Origin of the sequence: Nonomuraea sp. NPDC052116 (genome assembly GCF_040680035.1) — a bacterium.
Taxonomy (GTDB): domain Bacteria; phylum Actinomycetota; class Actinomycetes; order Streptosporangiales; family Streptosporangiaceae; genus Nonomuraea; species Nonomuraea angiospora_A.
Genome location: NZ_JBFAWA010000002.1, coordinates 524,737 through 545,360, shown reverse-complemented (window position 1 = coordinate 545,360; position 20,624 = coordinate 524,737). Strand labels below are relative to the sequence as shown.

General features: G+C 72.3%; 18 protein-coding genes. 9 read left to right on the top strand and 9 right to left on the bottom strand.

The genetic code is table 11. The features are described from left to right. The first annotated feature begins 59 nt into the window (after positions 1-59). Entirely contained in the window at positions 60-902 is an 843-nt protein-coding gene (locus AB0L65_RS05445) for a GNAT family N-acetyltransferase (protein ID WP_364240601.1), read from the top strand. Here AB0L65_RS05445 and AB0L65_RS05440 read toward each other — a convergent pair. The 3 genes from AB0L65_RS05440 to AB0L65_RS05430 all read right to left on the bottom strand — a co-directional run bounded on the left by AB0L65_RS05440 (position 899) and on the right by AB0L65_RS05430 (position 2,703). Further along, positions 899-1,276, bottom strand: a complete 378-nt coding sequence (locus tag AB0L65_RS05440) for a DUF3037 domain-containing protein (protein WP_364240489.1) — start codon at positions 1,274-1,276, stop codon at positions 899-901. The genes AB0L65_RS05445 and AB0L65_RS05440 overlap by 4 nt on opposite strands. Continuing rightward, complete coding sequence (locus AB0L65_RS05435; protein ID WP_364240486.1) at positions 1,273-2,082, bottom strand: HipA family kinase; 810 nt, start codon at positions 2,080-2,082, stop codon at positions 1,273-1,275. Before AB0L65_RS05435 ends, AB0L65_RS05440 begins: the two co-directional genes overlap by 4 nt. Before the next feature lie 87 nt (positions 2,083-2,169). Further along, positions 2,170-2,703 (bottom strand): hypothetical protein, encoded by a 534-nt coding sequence (locus AB0L65_RS05430; protein WP_364240483.1) that lies wholly within the window; start codon positions 2,701-2,703, stop codon positions 2,170-2,172. A 68-nt stretch (positions 2,704-2,771) separates the two neighbouring features. Here AB0L65_RS05430 and AB0L65_RS05425 point away from each other — a divergent pair, with 68 nt between their 5' ends. Then, complete coding sequence (locus tag AB0L65_RS05425) at positions 2,772-3,314, top strand: TetR/AcrR family transcriptional regulator (RefSeq protein WP_364240480.1); 543 nt, start codon at positions 2,772-2,774, stop codon at positions 3,312-3,314. Positions 3,315-3,316: 2 nt separating this feature from the next. Here the strand turns inward: AB0L65_RS05425 and AB0L65_RS05420 are convergent, their stop codons facing one another. Further along, positions 3,317-4,186: a TIGR03619 family F420-dependent LLM class oxidoreductase gene (locus AB0L65_RS05420; RefSeq protein WP_364240477.1), complete on the bottom strand. Its 870-nt coding sequence runs from the start codon at positions 4,184-4,186 to the stop codon at positions 3,317-3,319. Beyond that, complete coding sequence (locus AB0L65_RS05415; protein ID WP_364240475.1) at positions 4,183-5,430, bottom strand: LLM class flavin-dependent oxidoreductase; 1,248 nt, start codon at positions 5,428-5,430, stop codon at positions 4,183-4,185. The genes AB0L65_RS05420 and AB0L65_RS05415 overlap by 4 nt, the downstream gene beginning before the upstream one ends. An 88-nt stretch (positions 5,431-5,518) precedes the next feature. On the opposite strand from AB0L65_RS05415, the gene AB0L65_RS05410 reads away from it, so the two are divergent. From AB0L65_RS05410 to AB0L65_RS05400, 3 genes are all read left to right on the top strand, one after another. Next, positions 5,519-6,340 carry a TIGR03619 family F420-dependent LLM class oxidoreductase gene (locus AB0L65_RS05410; protein WP_364240472.1) on the top strand — a complete coding sequence of 274 codons (822 nt, stop codon included), beginning with the start codon at positions 5,519-5,521 and terminating at the stop codon, positions 6,338-6,340. A 9-nt stretch (positions 6,341-6,349) separates the two neighbouring features. Continuing rightward, positions 6,350-7,792, top strand: coding sequence for a serine/threonine-protein kinase (locus AB0L65_RS05405; RefSeq protein WP_364240470.1), 1,443 nt, complete (start codon positions 6,350-6,352; stop codon positions 7,790-7,792). Between the two features lie 106 nt (positions 7,793-7,898). After that, positions 7,899-9,923, top strand: coding sequence for a PASTA domain-containing protein (locus AB0L65_RS05400; RefSeq protein ID WP_364240468.1), 2,025 nt, complete (start codon positions 7,899-7,901; stop codon positions 9,921-9,923). A 10-nt stretch (positions 9,924-9,933) separates the two neighbouring features. Here the strand turns inward: AB0L65_RS05400 and AB0L65_RS05395 are convergent, their stop codons facing one another. Next, on the bottom strand, positions 9,934-11,157 hold the full coding sequence (locus AB0L65_RS05395; RefSeq protein ID WP_364240465.1) for a Gfo/Idh/MocA family oxidoreductase: 1,224 nt from the start codon (positions 11,155-11,157) through the stop codon (positions 9,934-9,936). Positions 11,158-11,257: 100 nt separating this feature from the next. Between AB0L65_RS05395 and AB0L65_RS05390 the strand changes: the two genes are divergently transcribed. Beyond that, positions 11,258-12,355: an ROK family transcriptional regulator gene (locus tag AB0L65_RS05390; RefSeq protein WP_364240462.1), complete on the top strand. Its 1,098-nt coding sequence runs from the start codon at positions 11,258-11,260 to the stop codon at positions 12,353-12,355. Here the strand turns inward: AB0L65_RS05390 and AB0L65_RS05385 are convergent. Then, positions 12,352-12,876: a helix-turn-helix domain-containing protein gene (locus AB0L65_RS05385; protein ID WP_350724429.1), complete on the bottom strand. Its 525-nt coding sequence runs from the start codon at positions 12,874-12,876 to the stop codon at positions 12,352-12,354. The two genes, AB0L65_RS05390 and AB0L65_RS05385, sit on opposite strands and share 4 nt — an antisense overlap. A 94-nt stretch (positions 12,877-12,970) precedes the next feature. Here AB0L65_RS05385 and AB0L65_RS05380 point away from each other — a divergent pair, with 94 nt between their 5' ends. Further along, the gene (locus AB0L65_RS05380) at positions 12,971-15,193 is read left to right on the top strand and encodes an MMPL family transporter (protein WP_364240459.1); all 2,223 of its coding nucleotides are present in this window, start codon (positions 12,971-12,973) and stop codon (positions 15,191-15,193) included. Here AB0L65_RS05380 and AB0L65_RS05375 read toward each other — a convergent pair. Then, positions 15,190-15,522, bottom strand: a complete 333-nt coding sequence (locus AB0L65_RS05375; protein ID WP_350724433.1) for a hypothetical protein — start codon at positions 15,520-15,522, stop codon at positions 15,190-15,192. The two genes, AB0L65_RS05380 and AB0L65_RS05375, sit on opposite strands and share 4 nt — an antisense overlap. A 42-nt stretch (positions 15,523-15,564) precedes the next feature. Further along, positions 15,565-16,653 carry an alcohol dehydrogenase catalytic domain-containing protein gene (locus AB0L65_RS05370; RefSeq protein ID WP_364240456.1) on the bottom strand — a complete coding sequence of 363 codons (1,089 nt, stop codon included), beginning with the start codon at positions 16,651-16,653 and terminating at the stop codon, positions 15,565-15,567. Between the two features lie 133 nt (positions 16,654-16,786). Here AB0L65_RS05370 and AB0L65_RS05365 point away from each other — a divergent pair, with 133 nt between their 5' ends. Next, entirely contained in the window at positions 16,787-18,025 is a 1,239-nt protein-coding gene (locus AB0L65_RS05365) for an ABC transporter substrate-binding protein (protein WP_364240453.1), read from the top strand. Next, entirely contained in the window at positions 18,022-20,622 is a 2,601-nt protein-coding gene (locus AB0L65_RS05360) for an ATP-binding cassette domain-containing protein (protein ID WP_364240451.1), read from the top strand. Before AB0L65_RS05365 ends, AB0L65_RS05360 begins: the two co-directional genes overlap by 4 nt. Positions 20,623-20,624 lie beyond the last annotated feature (2 nt).

Here is a 20,624-nt window from a genome sequence, read left to right as displayed (position 1 = left end):
TACCGTGGCCGTCACCCACTGAGCCAATCGGTGCCCCTTCGCGTAGTGTGACCTTTGTGATGCTGCGTACATCGGCGTCGCGCGTGCTCGACGACAGCGACCGGGACGAGGTCCTAGCCCTGCTGGACACCGACCCGGTCGCGAACGTCTTCGTCTCCTCCAGAGTGCGGGCCGTCGGACTCAATCCGGCGAGGCTGGGTGGGCAGATGTGGGGGTTCGGCGCGCGAGGCGGCCTTGTGTCACTCTGTTACGCCGGGGCCAACATGGTGCCCGTCAACGCCGGTCCCGAGGCCGTGCACGCCTTCGCCGACCGTGCCCGCAAGCAGGGGCGCCGCTGCTCCTCCATCGTGGGCCCGGTCGACGCCGTCTCTCTGCTGTGGGAGCGTCTCGAGCCGCACTGGGGCCGGGCGCGCGCCATCCGCTGGGCTCAGCCGGTCATGGCCACCTCCCGCACGTCGCCGGTGCCCGCCGATCCGCTCGTACGCCGGGTGCGGCCGGAGGAGTTCGACATCCTGCTGCCCGCCTGCGTGGCCATGTTCACCGAGGAAGTCGGCGTCTCGCCCAACCTCGGCGACGGCGGCGCGCTCTACCGGACCAGGGTCGCCGAGCTGATCAGGATCGGCCGCTCCTACGCGCGCATCGACGACGGCCGGGTGGTGTTCAAGGCGGAGGTCGGGGCCGTCACGCCGCAGGCCTGCCAGATCCAGGGCGTGTGGGTAGCCCCCGAGCTGCGGGGGAAGGGCCATGCCGTGGCCGGCATGGCCGCCGTCGTGGAGGCTGCGAGGAGCCTGTTCGCCCCCGTGGTCACGCTGTACGTGAACGACTTCAACCTCTCGGCCAGGGCCGTCTACCGCAAGGTGGGCTTCCAGGAGGTCGACACCTTCATGTCCGTGCTTTTCTAGATACGGACGAGTTTGTCGAACAGCCTGGCCAGCTCGGTGTCGGGGTCGGCGGTGAGGCCCGCGTGCACGGGCCCGGTCTGGATGATCGTGCTGCGCGGCGCGGTCAGCCAGCGGAACCTGCCGCCGAGCGACTCCTCGGCCAGCGGTCCCGGCCGCTCGCCGCAGGCCAGCTCGTACGCGCTGAGCGCACGGCGTACCTCGTCGAGGTCGGCGTTCGGGTCGAGGGCGCGCAGCCGGGCGGCGTCGAGCTGGACCCGCGCGCACAGGTAGCCGCGCGGCTGGCAGTAGAGGAGCACGCCCGCGTTGATCAGCTCGCCGCGCTCGATCTTGGGCATCACGCGGATCACCGCGTACTCGTAGACGTCCCTGGTCACCGGCCGCCTCCCCGCCAGAACTCGCCCACCGACCCCGGGCCGCCGTGCGGCGACTTCGCCTCGCCGCGCACGAGCCACTCGCGCGGCCCGTGCGCCCGCTCCATCAGATGATCGACGTACGCCTCGCGCACCGCCTCCGGACTGTCGAACCCCGGCTCGCCGTCCAGCCACTCGTCGGGCACCATCGCGGTCACGCTCACCAGCAGCCCCCGCGTGATCCGCGCGGCCAGCTGGTCGCCCGCGGCCTCGACGTCACCGGCGAAGGGCGCGAGCACGTGGTCGCCCGCGTCGAACGTCCGCTGGGGGTCGGCCGTGCGCCAGTTGTGGTGGAACCAGAGCGCCGCGCCGTGGTCGATCAGCCAGGTCTCGCGGTGCCAGACCAGCATGTTGGGGTTGCGCCAGCTGCGGTCGATGTTGTGGATGAGCCCGTCGAACCACACCACCCTGGCCGCGAACACCGGGTCCGCCGCCCACGCCAGCGGCTCGAACCCCAGCGCGCCCGGCAGGAAGTCGATCGCCAGGTTGAGGCCGGTGCTGGCCTTGAGCAGGTCCTGCACCTCTTCGTCCGGCTCCCGGATGCCGATCTGCGGGTCGAGGTCGATGAGCTTGAGATCGGGGGTCCTGAGCCCCAGCCTGCGGCCCAGCTCGGCCGCGACGATCTCGGCGACGAGCACCCGCCGGCCCTGGCCCGCCTCGCGAAACTTCACCACGTACGTGCCCAGGTCGTCGGCCTCGACGACGCCGGGCAGCGAACCACCCTCCCGCAACGGGGTCACGTAACGGGTGGCTGAGATCCTTTCCAGCACAGGACGAAGGTTATCGCCCATCCCGGCCTCTCCTGCTCCCGGGACGGCGCGCGACGGGATCGGTCAGCCGGCCGGCCGGCGGCACGCTCAGAGGGGCCGGGTGGCGCGGGCGCGGAGGGCGGCGAGCATGACGCGGCGGATCAGGCCGCTGCCCAGCCGGATCGCCATCCAGTACCGCAGGAACGCGCGCCGCGCGTCCTCGCTCGTGGCCACCACGCGGGTCTCCGTGACGAGCCTGATCCGCCCCTCGCCCGCCTCGTCCAGCCGGAAGGACAGCGTGCCCTTCGCGTAGCCGGGACGGTCGAACGCGTGGAAGTCGGCGGCGCCGGAGATCGCGCCGCTCTTCTCGGCGTGCCCGAGGCGCCACCACTGCCCGATGAGCCCCATGACCAGCTCGTGCCCCGGGTCCTCGCCGAGCGGCGTGAAGCGGGGCGCGCTCCGGTGCGGCCGGCCGCCGCTGAGGCGCGCGGCCAGGTTGCGGATGGCCACGACGGCCCGCAGGTCGAACGAGCCCGGGTCCGCGACGGCGGCCCAGACGCGCTCGCGGGAGGCGTTGATCACGATGGAGTGCCGCTCGGAGGCGTCGGGCCGCGGGATGAACCGGTCCGTGAGCGTGGGCATGGGGGCCACCTCTTTCCATACGGATGCGTATGGTCCGACTATACGGTGGCGTATGGAAGGATGGGAGAGTGGGTCGGTTGAACGCGGACGACTGGGCGCGGGCCGCGCTGGAGGCCCTGGCGGAGGGTGGGCTGGCCGCCGTGGCCGTGGAGCCGGTGGCGGTGCGGCTCGGCGTCTCGAAGGGCAGCTTCTACTGGCACTTCCCCAACCGCCAGGCGCTGGTCGAGGCGGCGCTGCGGCGGTGGGAGGCCGGCACCGAGGAGATCATCGCCCGGCTGGAGCCGGTGCCCGATCCGGCCGAGCGCATGCGGACGCTGCTGGAGTGGGCCTTCGGCGACGGGCGTGACGCCGCCGTCTCGTTCCGGCTGATCAGCGAGGCCGACGACCCGGTCGTGGGTGCGGTGGTGCGGCGGGTGAGCGAGCGGCGGCTGGCGTTCATGCGAGCCGTCCTGGAGGAGGTCGGCCAGCCGCCGGACGAGGCCGCCCGGCGGGCGCTGACCGCGTACGGCGGCTATCTCGGCCTGGCCGCCCTGGCCCGCATCGGCGCGGTGACGGAGTCGCCGAAGGGCCTGGCCGAGGCCCTGGAGGAGCTGGGCCTGCGGCCTCGGTGACGTCAGAGCTTGGCGATGACCTCCTCGGCGAAGCGCTCCATGGTGGCGATCTTGAGCTCCAGCGTTCCCTCGCCGTACCTGGCCTTCTCCTCGGGAGTGGCCAGCCACCACGGCGCCGCCATGGTCCCGGTGACGCCCTTGGCGGCGAAGCGGCGGTACGTGTCGGCGTCCGGCATCACCGCGAGCGGCGCGATGATGTCGAGGGGCTCGCTCCGGCCGCTCTCGTCGAGGTGGCCGCGGAGCGTGGCCAGCACCACGTCGAACTGCTCCTCCGTGTAGATCCGGTTCCCGATCCAGCCGTCACCCAGCCGGGCGGCCCGGCGCAGGGCGGCGTCGCTGTCGCCGCCCACGTAGACGGGGATCGGCCGGTCGGGGGTGGGCGAGATCGACAGCTCGGGCAGGCCGTCCAGGGCGACCGTCTCGCCGGCCCAGAGCGAGCGCAGCGTCGGGAGCATCGCGTCCAGCCGCCGTCCCCGCGTGTGGAAGTCCTGCCCGGTGCCGACGAACTCCTCCTTGCACCAGCCCACCCCCACCCCGAACGTCACCCGGTCCCCCGACAGCACCGCCGCCGTGGACACCTGCTTGGCCACGGTGAACAGGTCGCGGGCGGGCGCGATGTAGACGTTCGGGGAGAAACGCAGGGTCGTGGTCACCGCCGCCATGGCGCCGATCGTCACCCACACGTCCGGCCAGTGCGTACGCGCGTCCCAGCGCGGCCGTCCGGACCGCGAGTACGGGTACGGCGAGGCGAAGTCGGCGTAGAACAGGTGGTCCGACAGCGTGAGCGTGTCGAACCCGCACCGCTCGGCCGCCCGCGCCAGCTCCAGGAACTGGTCGGTGTCGACGAACGAGGCTCCCAGCCAGAATTTCATTGGAACTCCGGGATGACCTTGGTGGCGAACAGCTCCAGATTCCGCTTGACCGTGTCCAGCGGCAGCACGCCCTGCTGTCCCTGCATGTAGAGCCCGAACCACTCCAGGTCGGGCATGCGGTCGAGCATCCGCTGGATCCCGCGCTTGACGTCGTCCGGCGTGCCGAACAGCGCCATCTCCACGTCGTTCATCCGCTTGGCGTCGCCCTTCTCGGGGGAGATGGGCTTGTGCTTCTCGTCCTCCTTCTTGCGCAGCACCTCCAGGTAGCCGAACGGGCCGAAGAAGGCGGCGAAGTCCTTGGGGATGCTGCGGCCGAAGGTGTTGATGGCCTCCTCGGTGGTGTCCGCGATACCGACGATCTTGAGGATGCCGGTGTGCTCGCCCAGCTTGTACTGGCGGCCCTGCTTGGCCGACTCCTCCTGGTAGAGCTTGGCCTTGGCGGCGTGGTCGTCGGGGTTGGGGGTGAACATCCACGGCAGGATGTCCTCCTGGGCGGCCCTGATGACCGACCGGTCCGAGATCGTGAACGGCTGCCACAGCTCGGGGTGCGGGTTCTGGTACGGCCTGGGGCAGACCGAGACGGCCTGCACCTTGCCGTCCTCGGAGAGCTCGCCCGGCGCCCCGAACGTCTGGGTCCACTCCTGCGCGGGCCATCCCTCGATGCCCTCGAACGGATACGGCACCTGGTAGTCCAGCACGTCCGATTTGTAGCGCAGCGTCTCCTGCGTCCACGCCATCTTCATGATCTTCAGCACCTCGCCGAAGACGTCGAAGTTCCGCGTGTCGGAGGCCGACCCGTCGGAGCGCGCGGCGGCGGCGTGCCAGCGCTGGCCCAGCACGTTCATCCACCGGTTCTGGTAGCCGCGCGCCACGCCGAGCCGCAGCCGTCCCTTGCAGAACTGGTCGAGCAGCGCCACGTCCTCGGCGGCTCTGATCGGGTCCCAGGCGGGCAGCACCAGGCCGAGCGGCGCGAGCAGGATCCGCTCGGTCCTGGCGGCGAGGTCGGTGAGGACCATCAGCGGGTTGACCGAGAACTCCATGCCCTCGGAGTGGAAGTGGTGCTCGGTCATCATGAGCGCGTCGAACCCGAGCTGGTCGGCGTGCACGGCTATCTCCCGCACCTCGTGCAGCAGCTTCTGGTACGACTCCGTGTCGCGCCCGATCGGGCGTTTGGCCTTGGCGTTCTCCTCGGCCGCGTACCCGGAGCCGGGAATCTGCGGATTCAGGAAGATAGAAAACTTCACCGGGGACCTCTTTCCGCGGAATGGTCTTCTGCAAGGTACTCTGGAAATCTTAACCGAGCAATCGCTTGGTTAACTAGAAGGAGGTCCCATGAGACTCGGGGTCACGATGTTCGCCACGGATCTGACCATGCCGGTCCAGGACCTCGCCCGAGCGGCGGAGGAGCGCGGCTTCGACTCCCTCTACGTGCCCGAGCACACCCACATCCCGGTCTCGCGCCGCACCCCTCCCGCGGCGGGGCAGGACATGCTGCCCGAGGAGTACAAGCGCACGCTCGACCCGCTCGTCGCCCTGTCCTTCGCCGCCGCCGCGACGCGCCGGCTGCGCGTCGGCACCGGCATCCTGCTCGCCGCCCAGCGCGACCCCATCGTGACCGCGAAGGCCATCGCCACGCTCGACCACCTCTCGGGCGGACGGGTCGTGGTCGGGGTCGGCTTCGGCTGGAACGTCGAGGAGATCGAGAACCACGGCGTCCCGTACGCGCGCCGCCGCGAGGTGGCCAGGCGGAACATGCTCGCCATGCAGGCGCTGTGGCGGGACGAGGTGGCCTCGTTCGACGGGTTCGAGCCGTCCTGGTGCTGGCCCAAGCCGGTCCAGGACCCGCCGGTGTACGTGGGCGGCGCGGCGGGACCCAAGCTGTTCGCCCACGTCGCCGAGTACGCCGAGGGCTGGATGCCGATCGGCGGCAAGGGGATCAGGTCGGCGCTGCCGATGCTCCGCGAGGCGTGCGAGAAGGCCGGGCGGCCGATGGCCAAGGTGATCCCGTTCGGGACGCTGCCGACGGAGGAGAAGCTCGACTATTTCGCCGGGCTCGGCATCGAGGAGGCGGTGGCCACCTTGCCCAGCGCGCCTGCGGATACGGTGTTGCCGATCCTTGATGATTATGCGCGACTGATCGATTGCCCGGCATAATCAGGAGATATGTCCGCACTCCGAGCCGATGATCCGCGACAGCTGGGATCGTACCGCCTGTCGCGCAGGCTCGGCCAGGGCGGACAGGGCGTCGTCTACCTCGGCCACTCCGAGCAGGGCGCCCAGGTCGCGATCAAACTGCTGCACGCGAGCCTGTCAGGCGACCCCGACGTGCGGCGCAGGTTCCTGGGAGAGGTCGAGGCGGTCCGCAGGGTGGCCGCGTTCTGCACGGCGCAGCTGATCGACGCCGATCTCGAGGGCGACCGGCCCTACCTGGTCAGCGAGTACGTCGAGGGCCCCTCGCTGCTGGAGCACGTGGTCGCCAAGGGGCCGCGCCTGGGCGGGTCACTCGAACGCCTGGCCATCGGCACCGCCACCGCGCTCGGGGCCATCCACCGGGCCGGGGTGGTCCACCGGGACTTCAAACCGGGCAACGTGCTGCTCGGGCTCGACGGGCCGCGGGTGATCGACTTCGGGGTGTCCCGGCTCATGGACACCGCGGCCACCACCAACGCGATGCCCGTCGGCACCCCGGCGTACCTGTCGCCCGAGCGCATCAAGGGTGAGCCCGCCGGGCCGCCCGCCGACCTGTGGGCGTGGGGGCTGACGGTCGCGTACACGGCGACGGGGCGGCACGCGTACACGGCGGACACCTACCAGGAGGTCCTGGCCAGGATCCTGTACGCGAAGGCGGACCTCGGGCCGCTGACCGGGCGGCTGCGGGAGATCGTGGCGGCCTGCCTGGCGCCGGAGCCGGGGGAGCGGCCGGACGCGGAGGAGGTGCTGCGGCGGCTGCTGGGCCAGGCGGCGGGGGGCGGCGACGTGCTGTCCTCGGGCGCGCAGGCCGCCGTCGGCCCGTCCGGTGTCTCGCCCGTCACCGGGTCCGGCAGGACGTTCGCCGATCGCGAGCTGAGCACCGCCGGGCTCCGGCTGGTCATGGAGACCGCGCCGCCCAGCGCCGAGCCGGGGCGTATCCACGACCCCGACCCCACGACGAGCTTCCCCGCCGTCAGCCGCGACACCGTTCCCGAGCCCCCGCCCCGCAGGCGGGTGAAAGCCTGGCAGATGGGCGTGGCCGCGGCGGGCGTGGCCATGGCGGTGGCCGGGTTCGTGTTCTGGCTGCGCGGTGCCCAGGAGCCGGGGCTGGTCGGGACGTGGACGGGCTCGGCCGAGCACTTCACCGCCCAGCGGGTCTTCCCCGTCGAGCTGCGTCTGGGCCCCGACAACGACGGCGGGGCCATGCTGTGGGGATCGGACCTGCACTGCTCGGGACGGCTCCTGCGGCAGGGGAGCGGGATGGTCTTCACCCTCGACCGGGTCACGGGCGATGAGTGCTATCCGGGGACGTTGCGGATGATCCCGACATCGGCGTCGAACCAGATGGACATCAAGGTGACGCGCGAAGGTAAGGACGAGGTGACCTATTCGGGCACGGTCACCCGCGAATCCTGACCAGCTGTGTCACGGTCAGGCGGCGATGCCCTGACCACCGTTGACTCGGGGCGGCCCGTTGCTTTCAGTAGAAAGCAGGCGAGGGTGGCGGCGAGGGGAGACGCCCGTGCCGACGGCGCAGCCGCTCAGAACGGGGGACCCGCAGCGACTCGGACAGTACGAGCTGTCCGGGCGACTGGGTGAAGGTGGTCAAGGCGCGGTCTTCCTCGGCTGGAGGAGCGGGGAGACCTACGCGGTCAAGCTGCTGCACGGACCCGTGGGTGACGAGCGGGCGGCGTTCCTGCGGGAGGTCGAGCTGGCCAAGCACGTGGCGAGGTTCTGCACCGCGCAGGTGATCGACGCCGGGTTCGACGAGGGGCGTCCGTACATCGTCAGCGAATATGTCGACGGGCCGTCGCTGCACAGGGAGGTCGCGCTCACCGGGCCGCGGCGGGGCGGGGCGCTGGAGCGGCTGGCGGTCAGCACGGTGACCGCGCTCACGGCCATCCACCGGGCCGGGATCGTGCACCGCGACTTCAAGCCGCAGAACGTGCTGCTCGGCTCCGACGGGCCGCGCGTCATCGACTTCGGCCTGGCCAAGGCGCTGGACGCGGCGGCCACGGTGAGCGGGCGCGGGGTGGGCACGCCCGCCTACATGGCGCCCGAGCAGATCACGGCGTCGGCCGTCACGGGCGCCGCGGACGTGTTCTCGTGGGGCGCGACGATGTGCTTCGCGGCCAACGCCACCGCCCCGTTCGGGCAGGACTCGGTCGCGCCGGTGCTGCACCGCATCCTGACCGCGCCGCCCGAGCTGGGACGCCTGGACGGGCGGCTGCGGGCCCTCGTGGAGGCGTGCCTGGACAAGGACGCGCGCAACCGGCCCACCAGCAGGGACCTGCTGTTCGAGCTGCTGGGGGAGTCGGAGGTGCCGTCGGAGGTGCTGAGCTCGCCGCCGGCCCACATCCTGCGGGTGCCGCCGCTGGTGCCAGAGCAGCGCTCGTCGGAGCGGGCGCCGATGGCCGAGCCGGAGGCCACGGGGGTGGCCGGCGGCTACCTGCTGCCCGACTCCCGCGCCGGTGCGTCCGCGCCCACGGAGGAGACCGGCGCGTTCACGCCCACGGAAGAGGCCGGAGCGTCCACGCCCACGGAAGGGAGCGTGTCCGCGCCCGCGTCGTTACCCGCGGGCTCCGGGCCGGGGAACGATCCATCGCCGGCGGGGTTGTCCAGGGTCGCCTGGCCCAGGGCCGCGATCGCAGTCTGCGCCGCCCTGCTGGTGACGGCCGCCGTGCTGCTCACCGCCCACATACCCACGGCGAACACGGCCGAGCGGCCCCAGGCGCCGCAGGGGGCCGGCCCGTCGGTCCCCCCGCAGTCGGATCCGGTGAAGTCCCGGCCTCCGGCGGACAGGACGACCGCGCAGAAGGTCCCGCTCAAGACCACGGGGACGCTGGAGGCGCGCGGGCCCACGACGCCGCCGCCGTCGGCGGTGCGCCCCGCCGCGGTCCCGGTCCCGGCGCTGGCGGGAATGGACAAGGGCGCGGCCACGAAGGCGATCAAACAGGCCGGGCTGGTGCTCGGCACCGTCACCCAGCTCGACTCGCCGAAGCGGATCGGCCAGGTCCTCAGCGCCCAGCCCGCCCCGGGCATGCTGGTGACCAGGGGCAGCAAGGTCTCGCTGGAGGTGTCGGCCGGGGTGCCCGTGCCCGCGGTCACGGGCCTGCAGCGCAAGGCCGCGGAGGGCGCCCTCACGGACGCGGGCCTGGCGGTGGGCGCCGTCACCCGCTCCTGCGTCGACCGGCCGGACGGGCAGGTGCTCTCCACGCAGCCCAAGGCGGGCGGGCGCGTCACGGGCGGCACCCCGGTGGCGCTCACGGTCGCGCGCAACGGCGCCACGGTCCCGTCGGTCGTCGGCCAGGCGCTGGAGGACGGGCGGGCGGCGCTGGTCGCGGCGGGGTTCACGGTGCGGACGAAGGGTCAGGTCGTGGACGACGAGTCGCGGGTGGGCACGGTCCTCGACCAGAGCCTCCAGGCCGGCACCTGCGCCAGGCCGGGCAGCGCGATCGAGATCGCCTTCGGCCTGGCCGGCCAGTCGGGCCCGGACCCGGGTGAGCCCGGGGAGACCCCCACCACCGGCCCGACCTCAGAGGAGTGACGACTCACGCTCAGTCCTCAGGAACGGTGACGGTCTGGCCGTCCAGCCGCGACCTCTCGGCGGCCCAGGCGATGAGATGGCTGTGCAGGCTCTCGCCCGGCGAGGAGAGGATCGAGGAGCGGTCCCGGGTGGCGACCGCGGTCAGGAACGCGTCGACCAGCGCCTCGTCACCGCCCCCGTGGCCGCCCCGAGCCGTCGCGTCCCCGGTGGGGCGGGTGTCGACGGTCTCCTCGCGGCCGGTGACGAAGTCGAAGACGGTCAGGCGGTCGCCGTCGCCCTCGATCCAGCCCCGGGTGCCGAAGATCCGGGTCTGCCGGTGGAGGGAGGGGGTGAAGGCGGTCATGGTGAACGACGCGGTCGTGCCGCCCTCGAACTCCATGTTCACGACCTGGTGGTCGACCACGTCGTTGTCGCAGGCGTACACGCACCTGCCGTACGGGCCCGTCCGCAGCGCCGCCAGCACGCCGGCCTCGGAGACGTCGTCGGTGAGCACCGAGACCGGCCACACCGCGCGCCCGGCCAGCGGCAGGTAGATGCGCTTGGCCGAGTACGGGCACGCCGCCTCGACCGCGCAGTCCAGGCAGCGGTCGGCGGCGCCCTCCGGGCGGTTCTCCGGGCGGAAGTGCTTGAGCCCGCCGAACGACGACACGCGCGTGACCTGCCTGCCGGTGAGGTGCACCAGCCAGTCGAGGTCGTGGCTCGACTTGGCCAGCAGCATGAACGTGGACTCGTCGGAGCGGCGCCAGTTGCCCCGCACGTACGAGTGCGCCTGGTGCCACCACCCGACCGGCTCCAGGTGCTGGACGCTGACGATCTCGCCGATCCTGCCCCCGTCCAGCAGCGCCTTCAGCGCCCGCGTGTACGGCGTGTACCGCAGCACGTGGCAGACGGCGAAGACGGCGTCGGACCGTCCGGCGGCCGCGACGATGCGCCGGCAGTCGTCCTCGGAGACCGCCATCGGCTTCTCCAGCAGGATGTCGTAGCCCAGCTCGGCGAAGCGCACCGCGGGCTCGACGTGGTCCCTGTCCTGGGTCGCGATGATCACCGCGTCCGCCTGGCGGGGGAGCGCGGCCAGCTCGCGCCAGTCCGCGTACGCCTCGGCCTCCGGGAACCTGGCGCGGCGGGCCGCCAGCGGATCGGCCACCGCGACCACCCGCGCCCGGCCGCTCCCGGTGGCGTGGCGGGCATAGGAGGAACCTCGCGAACCCGCGCCGACGATGGCGAGCGTGACCATTGCGCCTCCACATATGTAACCAGTTCACGTATGTCGGCCCGATGCTAGGATCCTGGCTGTTCCCCGTCAATGGGAGAGTTATGAGAAAAGGTCTCATAAGTTGACCGAGCTTCGCCCAGGTGACGCGTCCCTGCTGCGCAAGGTGAACACCCAGATCACGCTCCGAGCCCTGCGCCGCGAGGGCGTGGCCACGCTGACCCGGCTCGGCCGCATCACCGGGCTGTCCAGGCAGACGGTGGAGGCGGTGCTCGACGAGCTGGGCGAGCGCGGCCACGTCAGGGAGGTGCCGCCCGACGAGGGCGTGATGGGGCGGCCCGCGCGGCGGTTCGGGTTCCGCGCGGACGCCGGCTACGTGGTGGGCGTGGAGGTCGGGGGCGACGGGATCGTGGCCGCGCTGGCCGATCTCAACGGCGAGGTGATCGCCTGGGAGCGGGCCGACGTCTCCGGCGACGCCGCGGCCCACGAACGGCTGGAGGCGGCCCGGCGTACGGCACTGAAGTGCGTGGACGGCGCGGGCGTCGCGCGCACGCGGGTGTGGGCGGTCGCGGCGGGCACCCCGGGCATCGTGGACCGCACCGGCCGGGTGAGGTTGTCGATCACGCTGCCCGGCTGGACGGGCGTGGACCTGGCGGAGCTGGCCGGGCGCTGGTTCGGCGGCACGGCGCTGGCCGCCAACGACGCCAACCTCGCCGCGCTCGCCGAGCACTGGCGCGGCAGCGCGCAGCACGCCTCCGACATCGTGTACGTGCTCGTCGGCCACCGGGCGGGCGCGGGCATCCTCATCGGCGGGCGGCTGCACCCGGGGCGCAACGGCGCCGCCGGCGAGATCGGCACGCTGCGCCAGGTCGGCTGGGAGGACGCGGCCCGCGAGCTGGGCGAGGACGCCTCGGCGGCCGAGGTGTTCGAGGCGGCCCTGGCGGGCGACCGCGACGCGGCGCGGCGGGTCGACCGCTACGCCGAGAACCTCGCGATCGGCGCCTCGGCGCTCGCGCTGGCCATCGACCCCGACCTGCTGGTGCTGGGCGGCGGTCACTCGCAGGCCGGCGACGTGCTGCTCGAACCGCTCCGCCGGCACCTGGCCGAGCTGTGCGTGAGCGTGCCGGAGGTGGTGGCCTCCACGTTCGGGGACGAGGGTGTGGCGCTGGGCGCCGTACGCCTCGCGCTCGACCACGTCGAACGGGAGGTGCTGGGTCTCTAGAAAGCCCGGCAGGCCTCCAGCAGCACCTCGCGGACCTGCTCCTCCGGCAGGTCCATGGTCCTGACCGCGCCCCACTGCAGCGCGCCGAGCAGGGCCCAGCTCTTCAGCCTGGTCTCCGGGTCGGGGTCGTCGCCCACGAGCCGGCCGAAGATCTCGTCCCTGAACGTCCTGACCGTCGCGCGCTCCGACTCCGGCGCGCCGGGGTCCTCGGCGGCCAGGTCCTCCATGAACAGGCGGATCACCGAGCGGTAGCGCACCGCGAAGGTCACCAGCGCGTCGACGAACGCCTCCCGGCTCGGGAAGTCGGTCCCGAGCAGCGCCAGCATGTCGTCCCCCGCCGGGGCGAGTAACTCGGAGGCCAGGCGGTCCTTCGGGTGGAAGTGGTAGGCGACGGCGGTCTTGGTCAGGCCCACGGCCGCGGCGATGTCGGCCAGCGAGGTGCCCGCGTAACCGCGCTCGGCGAACAGCTCTCTGGCCGCGGCCAGGATCCGGGTCCGGGTGTCGTCGGGTGTGGTCATCATCTCATTTCCATGCGATGCATCCCCTCCGGATATTTCCTGCTTTATCGTAGTCCTGTACGACCGTACAGGACGGCCGTCGAGAGGGACTTGGGCGATGACGCGGTTTCTTGGGCGGCTGGGCGGCTGGTGCGCGCGGCACGGGCGGTTGGTGCTGGCGTTATGGGTGGTCGTGGCGGCCGCGCTGATGGGCGGGAGCCTCGTGCTCGGCAGCCCGGTCAGCAACGACGCGACGATTCCCGGCACCGACGCGCAGCGGGCGCACGACCTGATGAAGACCGGCTTCGGGCCGGGGTACGACACCGGCGGGACGGTGCAACTCGTCCTCTACTCCGCGGGCGGGCCGCTCGTCGAGAAGTCGCGCAAGAAGGCCGTCGAGGACGTCCTGGCGAGCCTGCGCACGATGCCGCACGTCGTCGGGGTGGACACCCCGTTCAGGCGCGGCGGCATCTCCGCCAGCCTGCAGATCGGGCTCATCGCCATCCGCATGCAGGGCCAGGACGGCACCAAGGTCGCCGAGACCACGCGGGCGCTGTCGAAGGCGGCCGACCCGGTGCGGGCCGCCGGGATCGAGGTGGTGGCGGCCGACAGCTCCACCCCCGCCGACAAGGACATCAAGACCGGGCCCAGCGAGATCATCGGCGTGGTGTGCGCGCTGCTGGTGCTGGTGTTCGCGTTCGGGACGCTCGCGGCCGCGCTGGTGCCGATCTTCACGGCCCTGGTCAGCGTCGCCACGGGGCTCGGCGTGATCGGGCTGCTCGGACACGTGCTGGACGTGCCCAAGCAGGCGGGCATCATGGCCACGATGATCGGGCTGGGCGTGGGCATCGACTACGCGCTGTTCCTGCTGTCCAGGCACCGGCGACTGCTGGCCGACGGGGTGCCGGTGGTGGAGTCCGTACGGCGGACCGTGGCGAGTTCGGGCGGGGCCGTGGTGTTCGCGGGCGGCACGGTGATCATCGCGCTGAGCGCGCTCATGCTGGGCGGGTTCCCGCTGCTGGCGACGCTCGGCTGGATCACCGGCATCTCGGTCGTCACCGCCGTGCTGACCTCGGTCACCCTCGTTCCCGCCCTGCTCGGGATGCTCGGCCACCGGATCAACGCGCTCAAGGTGCCGTTCCTGCGCGGCGGCGGTTCGTCCGGGTCCGGATGGGCCGGCCTGGGGTCGTGGGTGGCGCGCCGGCCGTGGCAGGTGCTGTTCGGCAGCGTGCTGGCGCTGGGCCTGCTGGCCGCGCCGGCGCTGGCCTTGAAGCTCGGGCCGCTCGACGACGGGTACGGCACCAAGGGCTCGGAGCCCAGGCGGGCCTATGAGCTGATGGCCGCCGGCTTCGGCGACGGGATCAACGGTCCGCTGCTCGTGGTCGCCGAACTGCCCGCCAAGGTGGCCGACCAGAAGGACCCGGTCGTCGACCAGCTCGTCCGCGAGGTCGGCGACGTCGACGGCGTCGCGCACGTGGCCACTCCCAAGGTCAACTCCTCGGGCCGCTCGGTCCTGCTCCAGGTCGTCACCGAGTACAAGCCCAGCGACCCGCGGGCGTCCGACGTGGTCAAGGACATCAGGGCCATCTCGCCGCCCGGGGTGAGCGTGCACGTCGGCGGCAAGGTGGCGGCCATGACCGACGCGGGCACCCGGATGTCCGAACGCACTCCGCTGGTGATCGGCGTGGTGGTGCTGCTGAGCGCCCTGCTCCTGCTGTTCGCCTTCCGCGCGCCCGTCGTCGCGGTGAAGGCCGCGGTGATGAACCTGATCTCGCTCGGCGCCGCCTTCGGCGCGCTCGCCCTGGTGTTCTCGATCGGCCTGGGCAGCCGCCTGGTGGGCATGGACGCCCCGGCCAGCTCCTCGTACCTGGAGACGGTCTTCTTCTCGGTGCCGATCGAGAGCTTCGTGCCGCTGATGCTGTTCGCGGTGCTGTTCGGGCTGTCGATGGACTACGAGGTGTTCCTGCTGACGGCGGTGCGCCAGGCGTACCTGCGGCACGGGGACAACGCGCGGGCGGTGGCGGAGGGGCTCGGCTCGACGGGCCGGGTCATCACGTCGGCAGCGCTGATCATGGTGGCCGTGTTCGTGGCGTTCATCGCGTACCCGGACCCGATGGTCAAGACGTTCGGGGTGGGTCTGGCGGTGGCCATCGCGGTGGACGCCACGATCATCAGGGGGTTCCTGGTGCCGGCGACGATGGTCCTGCTCGGGCGGCTCAACTGGTGGTGCCCGCGCTGGCTGGACCGCCTCCTGCCGAACCTCTCGGTGGAGGGTCACGAGGAGGAGGAGGAGCGGCCCGCGCCCGAGGAGCGGCCCGAGCCGGTCACGCTGGGGGTCTAGTCGGCGTCGGCGAGGTTGCAGGCGGGGACCCAGCCGACGATGCCGGTGGCCGTGTTGCGGCCGTGGTGCCACAGGATGCTGTCGAAGTAGTCGTCGCACTGGAAGAAGCCGTGCTCCTCCGACCGGTCCGACTCGAAGCCCTGGCCCGGGTAGCCGAAGCCGACGAGGACGGCGTCCCTTCGCGGGTCGCTCCAGATGACCACGCCCTCGGTGCCGAAGTCGTACACGCCCTTGGCGCCGGCGGGCTCCGGGCCGGTCATGGCCAGGGCCGTCAGAACCGTGGCCATGGCGGCCCGCCGGACGCGCACCCTGAGTCTTCTCTCCGTCATGACACACAGGGTATGAGTGCGGTGACGCCGGGTGTTCGTATTTCAGAAGGTGATGACGGTACGCGCCACCGAGCCCTCCCGTACGTGGGCCACGGCGTCGTTGATCCGGTCGAGCGGCAGGCGTTCGGAGATGAGGCCGTCGAGGTCGAGGCGGCCCCGCAGGTACTGCTCGGCCAGCATGGGCAGGTCGCGGTGGGGCGCGGCGTCGCCGCCCTGGGTGCCCATGAGGCGGCGGGAGGCGAACAGCAGGCCGGGGTCCACCTCCACGGCCTGGCCCTGGGGCGGGCTGCCGACCATGACCGTGGTGCCGCCGGACCGGGTCGCGGCGAAGGCCTTGGACAGGACGCCGGGTGCGCCCGTCGCGTCGAAGGCGTAGTCGACGCCGCCCTTCACCAGCTCGTCCACCTGCCGTGGCAGGTCGTCGGCCACGAGCGTGTGGGTGGCGCCGAAGCGCTCGGCCAGCTTGAGCTTCTGCTCGGCCACGTCGGCCGCGATGATCGTGGTGGCGCCCGCGAGCACCGCGCCCTGGATGACGTTGAGGCCGACGCCGCCGCAGCCGACGACGAGGACGCCCGCGCCGGGCGGGACCTCGGCGACGTTCATGACCGCGCCGACGCCGGTGACGACTCCGCAGGCCAGCAGGCACATGGCATCCAGGGGCGCGTTTTTCGCGATTTTCACGCACATGGCCTCGGCGACGACCGCGTACTCGGCGAACGAGCCGATGCCGATGAACCGGCGCGTCTCCTGCCCGTCCAGGGTGATCCTGGGCGCGCCACCCATGATCGTCTGCAGCCTGGCGGGGCCCGAGCACAGGTGGAACCGGCCCGCCCCGCAGTGGCGGCACCGCCCGCAGGGGCCGTTCATCGAGATGATGACGTGGTCGCCGGGCCGGACGCCGGTGACGCCCGCGCCGACGCTCTCCACCACTCCGGCGCTCTCGTGCCCGAGGATGAACGGCAGTTCGCCGACCACCGGGCTCTTGCCGTCGATGGCCTTGAGGTCGGAGCCGCACACGCCTGACGCCTTGATCCGCACGCGGACCTCGCCCGGCCCCGGATCGGCGATCTCCACCTCGCGGATCTCCATGGGGGAGTGGAAGCCGGTCAGGACGGCCGCGCGCATCAGCATGCGCCACACGGTAACCCGGTCTCGCGATTGCGAGCAAGCGGTTGCTCGGGTGCCCCCGTTGACACCCTTCCTGGGCGAATTTACGCTCGGCACAAAACCAAGCGAGCGCTAGGCCAAATCGCGGGAGGCCAGGATGGTACGGCGGGTCGCGGCGGCACTCACGGTAACAACGCTGCTCGTCTCCGGGTGCGCGGCCCAGCAGAAGAGCCCGGTCGGCTCGGCGGCGCCCGGCGTGACCGACACGACGGTCAAGGTCGGCGGCGTGCTGACCAAGACGAGCGCCAGCGGCTACTCGACCAAGGACGCCGAGATCGGGGCGAAGGCCAGGTTCGAGCGGGCCAACGCCGAGGGCGGCGTGAACGGGCGGAAGATCGAGTTCATCGGGGCGGAGGACGACGGCCAGGACGCGGCCAAGGGCGACGCGGCCGCCAAGAAGCTCGTGCAGAAGGACCAGGTCTTCGCCCTCGTCCCCGTGCACGCCCCGAACTTCGGCGGCGCCGCCTTCCTCGAGCAGCAGGGCGTGCCCTGGTTCGGCTGGGCGACGGGCCCGCAGTGGTGCGGCACGAAGACCGGCTTCGGCTACAACGGCTGCCTGGCGCCCAAGCAGGGGGCGGGCTCCCAGACGTGGTGGGGCCGGCAGCTGGCCGACCTGCTCGGCGGCGCCGAGGGCAAGAGCGTGTACGTCCAGACCTCCGACTCCAGCGGCAGCAAGTACGGCGGCACCACCATCTCCCAGTCGTTCACCGCCGCCGGATTCAAGCTGGTCGGCGTGAACTCCGGCCTCCCGGCCGCCGCGCCACCCCCTGACTGGCTCCCGTACGTCAACAAGATCATGACCTCGAACGGCGGCAAGGCCCCCGACGTCGTGGTCTCCGTGATCGCGGGCACCAAGTTCAACGTCGGCCTCTACTCGGCGCTCAAGCGGGCCGGCTACACGGGCGTGCTCACCGACGCGACCAGCTACGACGCCGCCATCCTCAAGGACCAGGCCAGCGCGCAGGCCCTGGAGGGCGTGATCGCGGCGCCGATGTTCGAGCCGTTCGAGTCCACCGCCCCCGAGATCGCCCGGTTCAAGCAGGACGTCGAGAAGGTCGCGCCGGGCGCCGTGCCCACCCAGCACATGGCGATCGGCTACTGGGCCGCCGACATCTTCCTCGACATGCTCGGCAAGACCGGCAAGGACCTCACCCGCGAGAAGTTCCTGGCCGTCGGCAACGGCGACTACCTCTACGAGAACGCCGGGTTCGGCAGGATCCAGTACCCCAAGGACCACAGCGAGCCGAACGGCTGCGGCGCGCTGGTCAAGCTGGAGAAAGGCGCCTTCCAGGTGGCCAAGAGCATGAAGTGCTTCGACAACGTGCCGCTCAAATGATCCTGGGATACGTGCTCAGCGGCCTGGTCACCGGGGCGATCTTCGCGGTCATGGGGTCGGGCCTGACGCTGTCGTACGCGGCGACCGGGGTGTTCAACTTCGCCCACGGCGCCGTCGGATTCCTGTCCGCCCTGCTGTTCTACGAGCTCAACCAGGCGGCCGGGCTGCCCGCGTGGCTGTCGGCCCTGGTGTCGGTGGCGCTGTTCGCGCCCGCGCTCGGATACGTGCTGCACAGGACCATGTTCGGCGGGCTCGCGCAGGCGGGCGAGACCGCGCAGATCGTCGCCACGATCGGCCTGACGATCGCGCTGCCCGCGCTGGGCCTGCTGGTCGTGGACCTGGCCGGGCTGCCGAGCGCGGACGCGACGTCGCTGCCGCGCGGCGTCGGCCCGCATCCGGCGCTCTCCTTCGAGGTGCTCGGGGCCCGGCTGGACACCGACCAGCTCATCACGTTCGGCTTCTCGGCGGTGGCGGCGGCCGGGCTGTGGGCGTTCATGCGGCACTCCCCGTACGGGCTGCGCATGCGGGCCGCCGTGGACCGGCGCCGCCTGGCCACGCTCCGGGGCATCGACGCGGACGCCACCTCGGCGCTGGCCTGGATGCTCGGCTCGGGACTCGCCGGGCTCGCCGGGGTGCTGGCCGTGTCCGTGCTGGGGCTGGACGCGACGGCGTACACGGTGCTGCTGTTCGCCTCGGCGACGGCGGCGGTGTTCGGGCGGCTGCGCTCGATCCCGTGGACGTTCGCGGCCGGGCTCGCGCTCGGCGTGGTCCAGAACCTGGTCGCCGGATACACCGACTTCCTCGAAGAGGTCACCGGGCTGCGCACGGCCGTGCCGGTGATCCTGCTGTTCGCCGGGCTCGTCCTGCTGAACAGGTCGCGCGAGCGGGTCGCGGGCAGCGCGGCCGAGGACGCGCCCCCGCCCGACCACCTGGCGGGGCTGCCGCCGTGGCGCCGCAGGCTGCCGTGGGCGCTCGCCCTGGCCGCGCTGCTCGCGTTCACCTTCCTCGCCTCCGAGTACTACGTGGGCGTGGCCGCGCAGGGGCTGGTGCTGGCGCTGATCTTCTGCTCGTTCGTGGTGGTGACCGGGATCGGCGGCATGGTCAACCTGGCCCAGGCCGCTTTCGCCTCGATGGCGGCGCTGACCTGCGGATGGGCGTTCTCGTCCGGGCTGCCGTTCTTCGTGGCGATCGTGCTGGGCGTGCTGGCGGCCGCCGCTGTGGGGATGCTGGTGGCGCTGCCCGCGCTGCGGCTGGGCGGGCGGGTGCTGACGCTGGCCACGCTGGCCATGGCGCTGCTGGCCGACCAGGTGCTGTTCCAGGTGGACGCGTTCAGCAACGGGACCATCGGGTGGCCGGTGCCCGCGCTGGGGCTCGGCTTCGCGGACACCTCGGATCCCCGGGTGCGGGTGGTGGTGCTGCTCGTGCTGATCGGGGCGGTCGCCCTGCTCGTACGGAACCTGGAAAGGTCGGCCTCCGGGCGGGCGATCCTCGCGGTCAGGTCGGCCCCCGCCGCCGCGACGACGTCCGGGCTGTCGGCGCCCCGTACCAAGATCATGCTGTTCGCGCTGGCGTCGGCGATCGCCGGGCTGGGCGGGGTGCTGTTCGCCGTCTCCAAGGGCTCGATCACCGCCACCGACCTGCCGGCGTTCTCCGGGTTCGTGTGGCTGGCCGTGGTGGTGCTCCAGGGCGTGCGCCGCGTCGGCGGCGCGGTGCTCGGCGGCCTGATCGCGGTGGCCGTGCCCGAACTGCTCGCCACCTGGGGCGTGTCCGCGCACGTCGGGGCCATCCTGTTCGGGGCCGGCGGCGTGATCCTGGCCAAGCACCCCGACGGGGTGCTCACCCAGCTCGCCGAGCTCCGCCACCGCCGCCGCACCCCGGCGGAGCCGGTCCCGGCGCCGCCGCCGGTCCAGGTGGACGGGCCGCTGTTCAGGCTGGAGGGCGTCGTCGCCGGTTACGCGGACAGCACGGTGCTGCGCGGCGTGGACCTGGCCGTCCGGCCCGGCGAGGTGGTCGCGCTGCTCGGCGCCAACGGGGCGGGCAAGTCCACGACCTGTGCGGTGGCCGCCGGCGACCTGGCCGTCACCAGCGGCCGGATCGTGCTCGACGGCGAGGACGTCACCGCCTGGCCCGCGCACCGCAGGGCCCGCGCGGGCATCCTGCTCGCGCCCGAGGGCCGGGGCGTGTTCCCCGGGCTCACGGTGGAGGAGAACCTGCGGACCTGGCTGCCCGACCCGGGTCCCGTCTACGAGCGCCTGCCGCAGCTCGCCGAGCGCCGTACCGTGCTCGCCGGCGCCCTGTCCGGCGGCGAGCAGCAGCTGCTCACGCTCGCGCCCGCGCTGGTGCGGCCGCCACGGGTGCTCATCGCCGACGAGCCGTCACTGGGGCTGGCGCCGATGATGGTGCGGCAGGTGTTCGACGTGTTCGCCGAGCTGCGTTCTCGCGGGGTGGCGCTGCTGCTGGTCGAGGAGAAGGCCACGGAGGCGCTGGCCCTCGCCGACCGGGTGGCGTTCATGCGGCTGGGACGCGTCACCTGGGTGGGGCCGCGCTCGGAAGTGGACAGCGAGCGGCTGACCGCCGCCTACCTGGGGGTGCGGTGAAC